At 54.2% G+C, this 14,682-nt stretch carries 15 protein-coding genes; 12 read left to right on the top strand and 3 right to left on the bottom strand.

Annotated features, from left to right (window positions below):
- The first annotated feature begins 110 nt into the window (after positions 1–110).
- Positions 111–2,237, top strand: a complete 2,127-nt coding sequence (locus KNP74_RS01390; protein ID WP_138859305.1) for a DNA topoisomerase III — start codon at positions 111–113, stop codon at positions 2,235–2,237.
- A 30-nt stretch (positions 2,238–2,267) separates the two neighbouring features.
- Here KNP74_RS01390 and ytzI read toward each other — a convergent pair whose 3' ends face one another.
- Entirely contained in the window at positions 2,268–2,435 is a 168-nt protein-coding gene (gene ytzI, locus KNP74_RS01385; RefSeq protein WP_131436521.1) for a YtzI protein, read from the bottom strand.
- Positions 2,436–2,590: 155 nt separating this feature from the next.
- Here ytzI and KNP74_RS01380 point away from each other — a divergent pair, with 155 nt between their 5' ends.
- Entirely contained in the window at positions 2,591–3,709 is a 1,119-nt protein-coding gene (locus KNP74_RS01380; protein WP_251130056.1) for a PP2C family protein-serine/threonine phosphatase, read from the top strand.
- Between the two features lie 41 nt (positions 3,710–3,750).
- Here KNP74_RS01380 and KNP74_RS01375 read toward each other — a convergent pair whose 3' ends face one another.
- Positions 3,751–4,686, bottom strand: coding sequence for a magnesium transporter CorA family protein (locus KNP74_RS01375; protein ID WP_034777898.1), 936 nt, complete (start codon positions 4,684–4,686; stop codon positions 3,751–3,753).
- Positions 4,687–4,827: 141 nt separating this feature from the next.
- Between KNP74_RS01375 and KNP74_RS01370 the strand changes: the two genes are divergently transcribed.
- Complete coding sequence (locus KNP74_RS01370) at positions 4,828–5,205, top strand: Hpt domain-containing protein (RefSeq protein WP_138859307.1); 378 nt, start codon at positions 4,828–4,830, stop codon at positions 5,203–5,205.
- 43 nt (positions 5,206–5,248) lie between these two features.
- Here KNP74_RS01370 and KNP74_RS01365 read toward each other — a convergent pair whose 3' ends face one another.
- Entirely contained in the window at positions 5,249–6,124 is an 876-nt protein-coding gene (locus KNP74_RS01365) for a chemotaxis protein CheV (RefSeq protein WP_034777893.1), read from the bottom strand.
- 227 nt (positions 6,125–6,351) lie between these two features.
- Here KNP74_RS01365 and KNP74_RS01360 point away from each other — a divergent pair, with 227 nt between their 5' ends.
- The 9 genes from KNP74_RS01360 to KNP74_RS01320 all read left to right on the top strand — a co-directional run bounded on the left by KNP74_RS01360 (position 6,352) and on the right by KNP74_RS01320 (position 14,666).
- On the top strand, positions 6,352–7,788 hold the full coding sequence (locus KNP74_RS01360; protein ID WP_138860294.1) for an NADP-dependent glyceraldehyde-3-phosphate dehydrogenase: 1,437 nt from the start codon (positions 6,352–6,354) through the stop codon (positions 7,786–7,788).
- 101 nt (positions 7,789–7,889) lie between these two features.
- Positions 7,890–8,867, top strand: coding sequence for an MBL fold metallo-hydrolase (locus tag KNP74_RS01355; protein ID WP_138859308.1), 978 nt, complete (start codon positions 7,890–7,892; stop codon positions 8,865–8,867).
- Positions 8,864–9,610, top strand: a complete 747-nt coding sequence (locus KNP74_RS01350; protein ID WP_214763203.1) for an SDR family NAD(P)-dependent oxidoreductase — start codon at positions 8,864–8,866, stop codon at positions 9,608–9,610. Before KNP74_RS01355 ends, KNP74_RS01350 begins: the two co-directional genes overlap by 4 nt.
- A gap of 34 nt (positions 9,611–9,644) precedes the next feature.
- A complete protein-coding gene (locus KNP74_RS01345) occupies positions 9,645–10,814 on the top strand; it encodes an ABC transporter substrate-binding protein (protein ID WP_214763202.1) in 1,170 nt (389 codons plus the stop codon).
- Positions 10,801–11,574: an ABC transporter permease family protein gene (locus tag KNP74_RS01340; protein ID WP_214763201.1), complete on the top strand. Its 774-nt coding sequence runs from the start codon at positions 10,801–10,803 to the stop codon at positions 11,572–11,574. The genes KNP74_RS01345 and KNP74_RS01340 overlap by 14 nt, the downstream gene beginning before the upstream one ends.
- The gene (locus KNP74_RS01335) at positions 11,571–12,272 is read left to right on the top strand and encodes an ABC transporter permease (RefSeq protein ID WP_034777884.1); all 702 of its coding nucleotides are present in this window, start codon (positions 11,571–11,573) and stop codon (positions 12,270–12,272) included. Before KNP74_RS01340 ends, KNP74_RS01335 begins: the two co-directional genes overlap by 4 nt.
- The gene (locus tag KNP74_RS01330; protein ID WP_034777881.1) at positions 12,269–13,156 is read left to right on the top strand and encodes an ABC transporter ATP-binding protein; all 888 of its coding nucleotides are present in this window, start codon (positions 12,269–12,271) and stop codon (positions 13,154–13,156) included. The genes KNP74_RS01335 and KNP74_RS01330 overlap by 4 nt, the downstream gene beginning before the upstream one ends.
- Positions 13,156–13,737, top strand: coding sequence for a CDP-alcohol phosphatidyltransferase family protein (locus tag KNP74_RS01325; RefSeq protein ID WP_214763200.1), 582 nt, complete (start codon positions 13,156–13,158; stop codon positions 13,735–13,737). The genes KNP74_RS01330 and KNP74_RS01325 overlap by 1 nt, the downstream gene beginning before the upstream one ends.
- Entirely contained in the window at positions 13,734–14,666 is a 933-nt protein-coding gene (locus KNP74_RS01320; RefSeq protein ID WP_138859315.1) for an NAD(P)/FAD-dependent oxidoreductase, read from the top strand. The genes KNP74_RS01325 and KNP74_RS01320 overlap by 4 nt, the downstream gene beginning before the upstream one ends.
- Positions 14,667–14,682: the final 16 nt, after the last annotated feature.

Genomic DNA, 14,682 nt, shown 5'->3' with positions numbered 1-14,682 from the left:
TGTTGTACATACTCTTCTAATGATATTATAGAATAGATAAGAAAATACATTCTTTCTCGAAAGTGTCGTTCCGACGAGATATTTCGGATGACTTTGAAAGTAGGGATCCTATGAGACTAATCATCGCGGAGAAACCGTCGCAGGCTCAAAAACTGGCTGCGCCGTATCCATCAAAAAAGAAAAAAGACGAGATTGAGATTGCTTCTTGCGCCCGTTTCCCGGAAGGTGCCATCGTCGTGTGGGCGGTCGGTCACTTATGCGAGCTTCAAGAACCGTCCCACTATAAACCGGAATGGAAGTCGTGGAAATATGAGTCGCTCCCGATTGTGCCGGACCGATTCGACTATCGCATCTCGAAAGGTAAATCGAAACCGTTCCAGACGATCAAAAAATGGCTGCACGATCGCTCCATCACCGATATCATCATCGCGTCCGATGCCGAGCGAGAAGGAGAAGCGATTGTCCGGCTCATTTTACGACTCGCTGGCAATAAAAAACCGTTGTCACGCCTTTGGATCTCAAGTTTGACCGAACAGGCGGTCGACCGTGGTTTCGCCGAACTGTTGCCCGGCGACCAGACCGTCCCTTATTATCATGAGGCGATGAGTCGTGCTTGTGCCGACTGGCTCGTCGGTATGAACGCCTCAAGGGCATATACGACGCTGTTGAAGACGATCGGTATCGAGGACGTGTTCTCGCTCGGTCGTGTCCAGACGCCGACGCTCGCTTTGATCGTCAATCGTGAACGTGAGATTAAACAGTTCGTCCCAGAGCCGTATTTCGAGGTCGAGGCGACACTTCAAAAAGGACGTGGCACGTTCAAAGCGAAATACACGCTCGGGAAGACGACGAAACTGAAGACACGCGAACAAGCCGATGCGGTCGTCAACCGGGCGACCGGGACAGCGATTGTCCGTTCGATTGACAAAGAGGACAAGACGGAATACCCGCCGTTTTGGTTCAGTTTATCGGGTTTGCAGGCCGAGGCCGGCAAGCGGTTCGGCTTTGGGGCGAAGAAGACGCTCGATATCGCTCAAAAGTTGTATACAAAAGGGTGGATCAGTTATCCACGAACCGACTCGAGCTTCGTCACACCGGACGAAGCGACACTGTTCCCGCAGACGAAAGCCCGGCTGTTGAAGTCCGCGGCCTATGCCGGACTTCAGGACGTGTTGACCGAGAATCCGTCGCGAAACAGTCGCTACGTCAATGCGAAAAAGGTCAGTGATCACTATGCGATCATCCCGACGGAGGCGTGTGGCGATGTGGCTCGGCTCAGCGGGGACGAGGCAAAACTATACGATTTGATTAACCGTCGCTTTCTTGCGGCGTTCGCCCCTCCGGCGAAGCTTGAGAAGACGACGGTCGACCTCATGGACGGGGACGACCTATACCGGGCGAAAGGGACGGTCGTCGTCAGCCCCGGGTACCGGCAAGTCGTCGAGATGAAGTCCAAGGACGTGGAGCTCCCGGCACTTACGGTCGGTGAACCGTTGACCGAAAAAAAAGTCGAAGTATTATCGAAACAGACGGAGCCACCGAAACGGTATACGGAAGGGGCACTGATCATGGCGATGAAAGTGGCCGGCAAGCAACTCGATGATGAGGAACTGATTCACATCATGAAAGAAGTCGAAGGGCTCGGCACCGAGGCCACGCGGGCCAATATTATCGACGGATTGAAAAAACGGGGTTATGTCGACCTGCAAAAGAAAGAGCTCGTCCCGACCGACAAGGGCCGTCTCTTGATCGATGTGCTCGGCGACAGCATCCTCGCCTCGCCGGCCATGACAGCGAAGTGGGAGAAGCGGCTCCATGAGATTGGACAGGCATCGGCATCCGCCGCCGAGTTTATCGAACAGGCGAAAAAGATGTCGATTCATCTCGTCGAAGAGGCGAAAGCGCGTGTCGAGTCGGCAAACCCGGAAGGCTACACGATCGAAGCAAGACGTTTCGGGAAAAAATCTGCGGCACGGCCAAAAGCGTCGTTCGGCATCTGTCCGAGCTGCGGCAAAGGGCTCGTCGAGCATCCGAAGTTTATCGGCTGCAGCGGTTATCGCGAAGGGTGCAAGTTCACGATGTCGAAACAAGTGCTCGGCGTCGGGATTGCCAAGGATGAGCTGAAACAGATGATCAACGGCGGCCAGTCGAACGTGCATACGTTCAAAAAAGGGGACAAGACGTTCGACGCTGCGCTCTATCTTGAAAAAGGGGCGCTCCGATTCGAATTTAAATAAAAAATAAGAGCCATCCGTCGTGGATAGCTCTTATTTTTTCTGCTGCTCATCTTCGGTGATGCGGCGGTTAATCTCCTCGTAATCGAGCACGATGTCGTCTTTGTTGTCCTTGTAGGCGTATCCTTTTTGAATGACGACGATCGAGGCAATCAAGACGAGCAAGATAATCAAACCGCTCACTGCAAAAATCCATCCCATGGGCCATTCCTCGCTTTCGTACTTCTAGTATGCCAAAAACGAAAGAGATTCTCCATCTTTCGGGTACTTCGAACTGTCACAGCATTGAAATACCTAATGAGGCGATTAGATATGATACAATAATATGCAGAAGAACACTGACAGAGAAAGTAGGGATGACTATGGCGATTTTGATTGTGGACGACGAACCGGTCAATACGATGGTTCTCGAACAATTATTGCATCAACATGATTATGAGACGATTTCGGTCTCAAGTGGTGAAGATGCGCTCGCGCTCCTGATGGATCCGCAAGCCCCGTCGCTATACGACCTTGTCCTGCTTGATGTCGAGATGCCAGGGATTTCTGGGATTGAGACATGCAAACGGATTCGACAGATGACCGGTTACGAGGAATTGCCCGTGATCATGGTCTCGGGCCGCACCGAAGAAAAGCAGATTGCGGAAGGACTTGACGCTGAGGCGTCCGATTATACGACGAAACCGATTAAAATCACGGAACTGCTCGCACGGATCCGTTCGGCACTTCGCTATAAAGCAGCCGTGGATGAACGGAAGAAATATGAGGCACGTCTTCAATATGACCTCGATCTCGCGCAAAAGATTCAACAGAGTGCCTTGACCCCACCGATCAGTAACGATGAGATTGACGTCCGGGCCTTGTATTTGCCGTCTAAAAAACTGGCCGGTGACATGTATGCCTGGTTCCAGGTCGCACCTGATCGCTACGGCGTCATCATCTTTGATGTGATGGGGCATGGCGTGTCGTCGGCGTTGATTACGATGGGCATTCGTTCGATTTTACCGGGCCTCGTCGGCAACGTCCAATATCCGGTCGATGTGATGAGCGAGTTGAACCGCCAGATGACGTTCTTGTTCTCGGGAGAGGACATGCAGAGCTACTTCACGGCCGTATACTGCTATATCGATACGACGAAGCGTCAAATCGAGTACGTCAACGCCGGACATCCGCCAATCATCGTGACGTCTGATACAGGCGTCACGCGCCTCGAGACGACCGGAGTGCCGGTCGGTATGTTCGAGGAGCCGAACTATGAGTCAAACGTGATTGACATCGAGCCGGGTATGACGATGCATATGTATACGGATGGGCTGATGGAATGTTACAGCAAAGACATCGATGACGGCATCCGTTGGCTCGAGAAGGACATCGCGTCCTACGGGCTCGACTACGCACGCCATGTCGCCGAACAGCTCGTCCCTAAAATCGAGATCGACGATGACCTTTGTCTCGTCACGGTCAAATTGATGTAAATAAGAGGGTGTCACCGTAGCCGGCGACACCCTCCTTTTCTTTAGAAATAACGCTTACGCCACAAAATATAAAAGGCGAGGCTTGAGAAGCCGACCATCATCGCGAGCGCGAACACGAAACCGATCGATTGGCCTTCCCATGGGACTTGAACGTTCATCCCGAATATCCCAGAGATCATCGTCGGGATGCTCAGCACGATTGTGATCGAGGCCAAGAACTTCATGACGAAGTTGACGTTGTTCGAGATGATCGAACCGAAGGCGTCCATTTTAATGCTGATGATGTCGTTATAGATCGACGCCATCTCCATCGCCTGGCGGTGCTCGACGAACACGTCTTCGAGCAATTCCTCGTCTTCCTCGTGCTTCTCGAGGCTCGGTGTCTTGACGATGCGGTCGAGGACGCTGTCGTTCGCTTTAAGTGAGGTCATGAAATAGACGAGCGACTTCTGTAAGTTCATCAATTGAAAGATTTCCTGATTTCGCATCGAACGTTGCAACTCTTGCTCGAGCTCGTCCATGCGCCGGTCGATTTGGCGAAGGAAACGCAAGTACGTCATGCTGACTCGGTGCAAAATCTGGAAGACGAACCGGCTCCGATAGTTCGTTCGGAACAGCCGGGCTTTTCCGTTGGCGAACAGGTTGAGCACGTCGAGGTCTCGTGAGCAGACGGTGATGAAATGTCGGCCGGTGACGATGATACCGAGGGGAATCGTGTTGTAGGCGCGTCCCGTATCATCCTCTTCCACGTACGGGACGTCGATGATCATGAGGAGCCCCTCATCATCTTTTTCAAATCGTGGTTTTTCTTCAATATCAAGCGGGTCGTAGACGAAGTCTTCAGGAATGCCGGAGGCGGCGATGACTTGATCAGCCTCGTCTTTCGTCGGATTGACGAGTTGGATCCAGCTTCCTTTATCAAAGTCGTCGATTTCGTCGACACGCCCAGATGCGTCGGTACGGTAAATCGTTAGCATAATGTTCCTCCTACCTTAGCTCAACCTAATTATAGGTAGGGGATTGAGAGAGTGCAATCGGAAAAGGAGGAGTTTTTTTGTTTTTTCTCGAAAACATGCTACAGTGGGAAAGAATGGTAGTAGGATTGAGTCAAAGGAGGGATGGAGTTGTCACAAACGCCCCATAATGCTCTGTTTAACGAAGAAAAGTTGGCGGAGCTCCATCAAATCGCCAGCGGAAATAAAGAATTTTTGAAAAAGATTGCCGATACGTACGTGCGTCAATTCGAGGCGAAGTTCCCTGAATTGAAGCAGATGGTGCGTGAACAAAATCACGAACAAATCGAACAACTTGCTCACTTGTTGAAAGGGGCCTCTTATTCTGTCGGGCTCGATGAGACGGCCGCTCGATTCCATCAGCTCGAAATGGCTGGGGAGACGAACGAGACGTCGAACCTCGAACCGATTCTCGATGAGATTGAAGCCGATATGCATCGCTTCGATCAAGAATGGGACACCCACTTGAACGAGTTGCCATAGGAAAAACGGGATTCCGCCGCGAGGCGAAATCCCGTTTTTCAAATCAAGCTAAAAATTCGTCGAGTGTGGCGATCAGCATGCCGATCTCTGGTTTTGTGATCTGGGCGTTCGCCCCGACCGCGTCGCCTTTATGCTTCAAATCATCCGAGATGAGTGAAGAGAAGATGACGATTGGCAGGTCGGCGAATTGGTCCATCTCACGGAGTCGTTTCGTCAAATGCAAGCCGTCCATTTGCGGCATCTCGATGTCGGTGATGAGCAGGTCGCAATGAACGTCGCTCTGTTCGAACGCATCGAGCGCTTCCTTTCCGTTGTTGAAGATCGTCGTGTTGAAGTAGCCGGCATCGTCGAGCGTGTCGATGATGAGCGTCCGTAACATCTCTGAATCTTCCGCGATCCACACTTGTTTGTTCGACCGTTCCCGGGCACCGAGCCGTTTGACCGATTCGCGGGCCATGATATCCTTTCGTGACAATTCGAGCGCAATCCGCTCGTAATCGAGAAGGATAATCATCTGGTCTCCCGTTTTGACGACCCCGTTCGTGATGCCTTGCATGCCGCGCGCGAGATCGGACGGCGTGTCGATCTGTTCCCATGAGATTCGTTTAATTTCGGTCACTTGGTCGACGCGGAGCACCGACTTTTCTCCGTTGAACTCACAGACGATCAAGCGGTCGTTCTCTCCAACGTCACGCGGGTGACCGATGACCATTGGTAAATCGATGACGGTCATGACCTCGCCGCGAAGCTCGATGAGCCCCATGATCGCTTCCGGGGTACCCGGTAGAGGGGTGAGGGGAAGCATCGTGATGATTTCACGTACTTTCATGACGTTGATCCCGAAAATGAACGGGCCAGATTGGAAAATGACGATTTCTAATTCGTTCGTGCCTGCCTCAAGTAAAATATTATGATCCATGCTCACTGGTGGTCCCTCCTAGTTCACGTACTCTCTTCCTTTCTATCGGTCGATTTGATGAACATCTACAGTTGAAAGTGTCAAAGTCGAGGCGGAATTGACAAAAAATTGACGAGTAACCGTTTACATTACATAAACTGAATCTTTATAGTTGTTCTACCGATTTGATTTTGCATACAATGGGGGTGGCAACGAGATATCAAAGCTTACTCAGGAGGCAGATAGAGATTATGAGTATGAACACGTATCCATATTTAATTAATGGACAATGGCAGGAATCAACAACGAACGAAACAATCGAACTCGTTTCACCTTATACAGAAGAAGTCGTCGGACATGTCCAGGCGATGTCTCGTGATGAAGTCGATGAGGCAATTCACGGCGCGAAAAGCGCACAACAGGAATGGGCGGCGCTTCCGGTCAACAAGCGTGCCGAACTGTTGTACGCTTGGGCGGACAAACTCGAAGAGCGCGTAGATGAGATCGGTCAAATCATCATGCGCGAAGTCGGGAAAAACTTGAGCGATGCGAAGAAAGAAGTCGTCCGGACAGCAGAAATCATTCGCTATACGGCGGAAGAAGGACTTCGCTTCACAGGCGGATTCATGCAAGGCGACTCATTCCCGGGCGGTTCGAAGAACAAGATGGCGATCATCAAGAAAGAAGCACTCGGTGTCGTCCTCGCAATCTCGCCGTTCAACTATCCGGTCAACTTGGCAGCAGCCAAAATCGCACCGGCTCTTATCACTGGTAACGCGGTCGTGTTTAAACCAGCGACACAAGGCGCTATCAGCGGTGTGAAAATGGTCGAGGCACTTCAAGATGCAGGTCTTCCGAGCGGTCTATTGAACCTCGTCACAGGACGCGGATCGGTCATCGGTGACTACTTGACGTCACACCCTGGCATCGACATGATCACATTCACAGGTGGTACCGGGACAGGTCAACACTTGTCGCAACAGGCATCGATGGTACCTGTCGTGCTCGAACTCGGCGGGAAAGATCCGGCCCTTGTCCTCGAAGATGCGGACCTCACCCTGGCTGCCGATCAAATCATCAGCGGGGCGTTCTCGTATTCAGGACAACGCTGTACGGCGATCAAGCGCGTATTCGTGCTCGAGCATCAAGCAGACGAACTCGTCGGTATGTTGAAAGAACGTGTCGAGAAGCTCACGGTCGGCTCACCGGTCGATAACAGCTTTATCGTCCCACTCATCGACAAGAAGTCGGCAGATTACGTCCAAGGTTTGATTGACGACGCCGTCAACAAACAAGCGACGGTCGTCCACGGAAACGAACGCGACGGCAACCTCCTTCATCCGACGCTCCTCGACCACGTCACGCGTGAGATGCGCGTCGCTTGGGAAGAGCCGTTCGGACCGGTGTTGCCGGTCATCCGCGTCAAGTCGCTCGACGAGATGATTGAACTCACGAACGAGTCTGAGTTCGGTCTTCAAGCGAGCGTGTTCACACAAAACGTGAACAACGCCTTCACGGTCGCCGACAAGCTCGAAGTCGGTACAGTCCAAGTGAACGGTCGCACAGAACGCGGCCCTGACCACTTCCCGTTCATCGGCGTGAAGCAATCAGGCCTCGGGGTCCAAGGGATTGGACGCAGCCTCGAGACGATGACACGCGATAAAGTTACCGTCATCAACTTATAAGTGATTGGAGAGGAGAAATCCTCTCCTTTTTTTGTGTGATTGAAATCCATTCTGATCGACAGGTATAATGAGTGAAGATAGGTGGAAGGGGTTGTGGGGACGTGGCGAACTGGATTTCAAGCCAACTGGCAAGACTCGATATACCGACGCCGTTCGAGGTCGGCAACGTGAACGTCTATGTCGTCGAACATATGAACCGTTTCTTCATGGTCGATTGTGGACCAGACACGGAAGAGGCGTGGACTTCATTGACGACACAATTGGCCGAGCTCGAACTGAATCTCGCGGATATTGATTTTTTATTTTTGACGCACCATCATGCCGACCATGCAGGGCAGGCCTGGCGTTTACGTGACGCCTCGATTCCTGTATATGGACACGAGAAGCTCGTTCGCTATTTGGAACAGACACCGAACTTCATCAAACGGGGCAACCAGTTCTTACACGACTTGGCGCACTGGTTTGGTACACCCGAGTCGATTGTGAACAAACTGCCTGATTATCGGGAAGCGCTTCGTTGGATCGGTCCGACGACCGTCACGATGACGTTCGAGGACGGTCAGGATGTGACGAGTGACGGGGCATGGAAGACGATCCATCTGCCTGGTCATGCGAGTGACCAGCTCGGTCTGCTTGGTCCAGGCGGTGTCTTGATCGCGGGTGATCATTTGATCGATACGGTTGAACCGAACCCGCTCATTGAACAACCGTACGAGGAGGAAGGGTTTGCCTCACCGGTCGTCCTGTATCTCGATTCGCTCCGAAAACTTCAAGATGTCGATTTAAAGCTCGTCGTGAGCGGGCACGGGGAACCGATTCAAAAACCGCGACCGTTGATCGAGGCGCGCATCGCCCAGCGTTATGAACGGAGTGAGTTGCTGCTCGCCGATTGGGTCGACGGGTTGAGCGTGTTCGATTGGTCGATGCGCCTCTATGGCCGCAAGATGCGTCGGGCGATGCCGCTCGTCTTCAGTGAGGTGTTCGCGCGCTTGACGTTGCTCGAGGAACGTGGCCGCGTCGTCAAACGGTTGAAGGACGGAAAATGGATCTATATGAGAGCGGAGGAATTTGTGGAATGAGACATATTGTGATCACGGGTGCGTCGAGCGGCTTTGGGGCCGCGCTGGCGCATTCTTTTTATGAGGTGGGTGCCCGCTTGACATTGATTGCACGAAGTGAGGACCGATTGCGTGAACTCGGCACGAAACTATCGGCCGATTGGCTCGTCGCCGACGTCTGTACCGAATACGAGACGCTCGTGGCAAACGTCGAACGAACATACGGGCCAATCGACGTCTGGGTGAACAATGCCGGTATCGGTGAGTTCGACCGGGTCGTCGATCAATCGACCGACGTCATCGAGGAGACGATGCGCTTGAACGCGATCGCCCCGATGATGCTCGCACGTGACTGTGCCCGGTCGATGCGCCGCGGCAGCACGATCATCAACGTCTGCTCGCAAGCGGCGAAAGTACCGACGCCGAAGTCGGCCGTCTATGCCGGTTCAAAGGCGGCGTTACTTCAGTTCTCAAACGCGCTTCGGTTGGAACTGAAGCCGGAAGGGATTCATGTGTTGACGGTCAATCCGGGTCCGATCGCTACACCGTTCTTTCTCCGGGCCGACAAGAGTGGACGTTACGAGGCGAGCGTGAAATCGATTATGCTCGACCCCGATCGTCTCGCAAAACGCGTCGTCGCTGCATGTGAGGCGACAAAACGTGAAGTGAACGCCCCATGGTGGATGAATCTTGGCGCAAAACTGTACGCAATGTGCCCGGTCATGTTCGAGCGGCTCGCAAAACGGGGATTTGACAGAAAGTAAATGGGTCAACACAGAGAAAAAAGGGGGAGACACGATGCGCCGATTGAAACAATTTGGCTTGATGCTTTCACTCGTCTTCCTCGCTGCCTGCGGGACGACGCGCGCCGAAATCGCACCGACGTTCGAACAGGCGGCTGAAGAAGCGAAACAGTCGACGGTCAATTTCTATATGTGGGGAGGCGATGACGGCATCAATCGCTATATCGATGAATATGTCGCGCCCCGTCTGAAAGAGACGTATGACGTGGAATTGAACCGCGTCCCGATGGACACGGCCGAATTCGTGCGCCAATTGTCGCTCGACAAACGGGCGAACCGAGAAGAAGGCACCATCGATCTGATGTGGATCAATGGGGACAATTTCCGTAACGCCGCCGAGGCGGAGTTGCTCCAAGGCGACCTGCTCGACAAAATCCCGAACGCCGCGCTGTTGAACGAAGAAGCCCAGGCAACTGATGCGGGCACCCCGACCGACGGGCTCGAGGTCGCCTGGGGGAACGTGCAGTTCGTCATGCACTATGATGCGGACAAAGTGAAAAATCCGCCGACGACGTTCGACGAATTACATCGTTGGACCGAAGAAAATCCGGGCCGTTTCACGTATCCTGAAGTGACAGACTTCACGGGCAACGCGTTCGTGCGCCATCTGCTCTACGCCGAGTATGGGACTGCGGCCGGTGACGGAGAGATTCCAGACGAGTTCTGGGAGAAGCTTGCGACGTGGTCGCCGACCCTATGGAAACAAGGGTCAACATATCCGAAGTCACTCGCCCAACTCGACCAGTTGTACGCCGCGGGTGACGTCTGGATGACGATGGGCTTCAATGAGCGCCGGGCCGAGGCGGAACGTAACGAGGGCGTGTTCCCGAAGGGGACACGGGCACTCGTGCTCGAGCATTCAATCGCCTCGACGCATTTTCTCGCCGTTCCGTTTAACGCCAAAAATCCGAACGGTGCGCTCGTCGTCATCAATGAGTTACTGTCACCGGAAGCCCAGCTCGCCAAACAAGACGCGACGTATTGGGGGGACGGGACATCGCTCGATTTGACGAAACTCGATGCGGCCGACCGTGACGCCTTCTTGAAGCTCGATGACGGTGTCACCTATCCTGATCCGGAACGTCTCGCCGAACGATCGATTCCCGACTATGGGCCGGCCGTGATTGATGCGATTCGTGAGGAGTGGGATCGTGTCGCGAAGTAGTCTATGGCTTAGTTTAATCGTTTTGGCATTGCCATTCACCGGCGTCGCCTTCCTGCTCTATGAGACCGTCGGATTTGACTGGTCTGAGTTGAACGAGGCGGCGTGGCGTGCGAGCCTGACGGTGACGTTGTACGTGACGCTCACATCGACGTTCCTCTCACTCGTGATTGGGACGTGGCTTGCCCGGACGATCTATATGAGGCGTTCGATGTGGCTGGCATCACTCCTCAAATGGCCGATGTTCGTCCCGCACGTCGCGGCAGCCTATTTGTTTTATCTGTTGTTCTCAGGTGGCTTTCCGGTATATGGCCTCATTGAGGCAAATGAGCGCCATCATCTCGTCGTCATCTTGACGTACGTCTGGAAAGAAGTACCGTTCGTTTTTTTGATGGTGGTCGGCACATACGGCCAACTGAATCCAGGGTATTTGGATATGGCTAAGACGCTCCAGCTCAAACCGCTCGAACAGTTCAGAGTGGCCGAATGGCCATTTCTCATCAAACCGCTCCTCGACTCGTTCTGGGTGCTCGTGGCGCTCATCTCGTTCGCCTATGAAGTGCCGGCTTTGCTAGGTGTCACGTACCCCGAGCTGCTCGGGGTACTCGCCTACGAGCGATTGACGACTGGTCTGTTTTTAAATGCATTCGAGTCGTATGCGGTCGCGCTCGCTTGGACATTGTTCATCTTCAGCGGCGTCATCGCATCCTACGCTTTGACGGCCAAGCGGAGACGCCGAATCGAACGGGGGGTGAGACGATGAGTCGACTTCTCGTCGCTTGTTTCGTCGTCTTTCCGTTCGCCGGGTTGTTTTTGACGTTCCCGACGTCGCCCACGTGGGACGAGGCGATTTTGAATACGGTCGCCTACGTGGTCGCCGTGGCGCTCATCAACGTTTGGCTCGGCATCGGGACGGCCTGGTGGCTCTTGTTCACCGAGTCGAAATGGAAGGCGTGGGTCGAATGGCTCACGTTTCTGCCATTGTTTATCCCCGTCTTGGCGAGCATGTTCGGCATGTATATCGCCCTCGCCCAAGTCGGACTCATCGGGACGTACACGGGGGTCGGGCTCGTCCTGCTCGTCACGACGTTGCCGTATTCGATCCGATTGGCATACAACGCCATGTACGTGATCGGGAGACCGCTCCTCGAACAGTCACTGACGCTCGCGCCGCTCACCCGGATCGGGTTCGTCCTATTCCCGCTCATGAAAGAGTCGGTGCGGACGATCGTCTTGTTCTCGACCGTCATCGTGTTGAGTCAATTCGTGCTCGTCCAATTGATCGGGGCCGGACTCGTCCCGACGGTCACAACGAGGCTATATCAGGCCTACGGAGGCAATGACGTCTCATTGGCGTTACAAAATACATGGGTGCTCGTCTCGTTGCCGGTCTTATTTTATATCGGGCTCGGTGCGATGTTTGGCATCTGGATTAGATTGGTGAAGGGGCGTTTGCAATGAGCTTGGTATTGTCAGGAATACGAAAACGTTTTAAAGACCGCGACGTGTTGTGCGGCATCGATCTCACCATCCCGAACGGAGAAATCCATGCCCTCGTGGGTGTGAGCGGTTCCGGGAAGTCGACACTGCTCCGCATCGTCGCCGGACTTGAGACGCTTGATGCCGGGTCGGTGACGTGGGAGGAGATGCCGCTCGATGGGGTACCGCCTCACTTGCGCCGGATTACGATGTTGTCCCAATCCCCGCTCTTGTTCCCGCATCTGACAGTCGGGGAGAACGTGACGCTCGCCACGCCGAACCGGTCACGGGAAGAAGCGGAAGCGTGGCTCACCCGAGTCAAGCTTCCCGGCCGATACGACGCTGAAATTCATGAATTGTCTGGAGGGGAACAGCAACGCGCGAGCTTCGCCCGGGCGCTCGCGGCCGCGCCTCGACTCATTCTGCTCGATGAGCCGTTCACGAACCTCGACCCCGGTCTCAAATCCGAGTTGCAACGACTGATTCGTGACCTCGTCCGTGAACTCGAGTTGACGGCGCTCCTTGTGACCCACGACCGGGAAGAAGCGATGCTCGTCGCCGACCGGGTGACATTGCTCGCGACGGGCCAGGTTCTAGTGACCGGTACGCCGGGACGTTTATCCGAGACGGAGTCGACGTTCGGTGACTTTGTCGAAGTGAGCGGTACGCTGCTTCCGTCGACCGATATCGACGTGTCGACAGAGCCGACGTCCGATTCGATCGTGCTCGTCCGGACGTTCATTCGCTTCGGGCATCATTTCGGCGAGTATCGACGCCCGACCGGGGAATATGTCATCTTACCGCGGAGCAAATCGTTCAAAGTCGGCGAGACGTATTATTTGCGACAGAAACAAGGAGGAATTTGATGTTAGACACATACGGTAGCCGCTTCGTCCGTCCCGTCATCGAGCGCGGGGCCGATCGGCTTTTGAAATGGAACTTTACCCCGAACGAAGTGACGATCCTCGGAGGCATCATCGGTGTCTCGGTCGGTCTGTTCATTTATAACGATATGTTGTGGACGGCCGTGTTGCTGTTATGGGTGTCGGGTCTCTTCGACGTCCTCGATGGGACGATGGCCCGGCGCTCCCAAAAGACGAGGTTCGGCACGGTGCTCGACCTCGTCTTCGACCGCATCGTCGAGATTGCCGTCGTCATCGCGCTCGCGCTACGACATCCTGAACATATGCCGATCTTCCTGCTCTTGCTCGGGTCGTTCGTCGTGGCGATGACGTTGTTCCTCGCAGTCGGGGCGAGCAGCTCACGCCGTTCAGAGAAATCATTTTATTATCAGCCTGGTATCCTGGAGCGGACGGAATGTTTCATCTTGTTCACGCTCATGATTCTTTTCCCGACATGGATCGGCGTCATCGCGACGATTTTCCTCGTGCTTGAAGTGTTCACGATCCTCCAACGTTTGTTTGAAGCAAGGCGGATTCTAAGATGAAGCCGCGCCTTGTCTTGGTCGGGCTCGGTCATGGGCAGCTCGAGATTCTAGAACACCTCGATGCGCTTAACGAAAACTACGAAGTGTCGTATATCGGTGGACGAGAGGCGATTTATACGGGTGCGTTTCCTCAAGTGATCGCTGGCGAGATGGAATCGGCGACGACGCGGTTGCGTCGTGACGTCTCTCCCGTCGCCGAGCGCCTGATCGGTCTCGATCCGGATGCGCGCCTCGTCGAAACCGATCGCGGCCACGTCGCATATGACATCCTCGTGCTCGCGACCGGTGCGAAGAGTCGTGGGATCGGGAACCGGTTAAAACCGATGACGACAAACATGCTGGACGAGATTTTACAGAGTGATGCAATCACGATCGTCGGCGGGGGCAAAGCCGGAGTCGAACTCGCCTTCGCTTGCCTCAGACAGAAGCAACGCGTGACGCTCTATGCTCGTGACATCTTACCCGAACTTCCCCGTCATGTCGGGCGACAGATGGCGCGACGTCTCGTCCGCAGCGGCGTGATGCTCATTCTGACGTCGTTCCAACCAGGGACTCAGACAGAGGGACTCGTCTTAGACGCGACCGGTGTCGTTCCTGATGAGTTTTGGTCTGAGGCTGGACTTGCGGACGATGGGGCGTTCATCGACACGGAAGACGATTTGCGACACCCGGTCTACCGCGAGATTTATATCACCGGGGATATGGCGGCCCGATTGAACGGTGGTGTCGATGCCGTCCGTTCGGGTCGGCATGTCGCCCGTCAACTGCTCGGTACGCCACGCCGGTTCAAATCGCGGACGTCGCTCAATATTTTGTTGACGACCCCAGGACGGGCACTCTTGACGTTCGGGAAGCTGACATGGCACGGTCGTCTGCCGTTTTGGCTAAAGCGGCGCATCGACCGGCGTTATCTCGAGCGCTTCAAGTGAACAAAAAAAGACGACC

Source organism: Exiguobacterium sp. s141 (genome assembly GCF_018618085.1).
GTDB classification, from domain to species: Bacteria; Bacillota; Bacilli; order Exiguobacteriales; family Exiguobacteriaceae; genus Exiguobacterium; species Exiguobacterium mexicanum_A.
The sequence above is the reverse complement of the archived record's forward strand: the minus strand, read 5'-3'. Positions and strand labels throughout refer to the sequence as shown.

What these genes read in the sequence shown, in the direction of transcription:
- KNP74_RS01390 (WP_138859305.1), top strand. Translation starts at nt 111, where the DNA reads ATGAGACTAATCATCGCGGAGAAACCGTCGCAGGCTCAAAAACTGGCT.
- ytzI (WP_131436521.1), bottom strand. Translation starts at nt 2,435, where the DNA reads ATGGGATGGATTTTTGCAGTGAGCGGTTTGATTATCTTGCTCGTCTTG.
- KNP74_RS01380 (WP_251130056.1), top strand. Translation starts at nt 2,591, where the DNA reads ATGACTATGGCGATTTTGATTGTGGACGACGAACCGGTCAATACGATG.
- KNP74_RS01375 (WP_034777898.1), bottom strand. Translation starts at nt 4,686, where the DNA reads ATGCTAACGATTTACCGTACCGACGCATCTGGGCGTGTCGACGAAATC.
- KNP74_RS01370 (WP_138859307.1), top strand. Translation starts at nt 4,828, where the DNA reads ATGGAGTTGTCACAAACGCCCCATAATGCTCTGTTTAACGAAGAAAAG.
- KNP74_RS01365 (WP_034777893.1), bottom strand. Translation starts at nt 6,124, where the DNA reads ATGGATCATAATATTTTACTTGAGGCAGGCACGAACGAATTAGAAATC.
- KNP74_RS01350 (WP_214763203.1), top strand. Translation starts at nt 8,864, where the DNA reads ATGAGACATATTGTGATCACGGGTGCGTCGAGCGGCTTTGGGGCCGCG.
- KNP74_RS01345 (WP_214763202.1), top strand. Translation starts at nt 9,645, where the DNA reads ATGCGCCGATTGAAACAATTTGGCTTGATGCTTTCACTCGTCTTCCTC.
- KNP74_RS01335 (WP_034777884.1), top strand. Translation starts at nt 11,571, where the DNA reads ATGAGTCGACTTCTCGTCGCTTGTTTCGTCGTCTTTCCGTTCGCCGGG.
- KNP74_RS01330 (WP_034777881.1), top strand. Translation starts at nt 12,269, where the DNA reads ATGAGCTTGGTATTGTCAGGAATACGAAAACGTTTTAAAGACCGCGAC.
- KNP74_RS01325 (WP_214763200.1), top strand. Translation starts at nt 13,156, where the DNA reads ATGTTAGACACATACGGTAGCCGCTTCGTCCGTCCCGTCATCGAGCGC.
- KNP74_RS01320 (WP_138859315.1), top strand. Translation starts at nt 13,734, where the DNA reads ATGAAGCCGCGCCTTGTCTTGGTCGGGCTCGGTCATGGGCAGCTCGAG.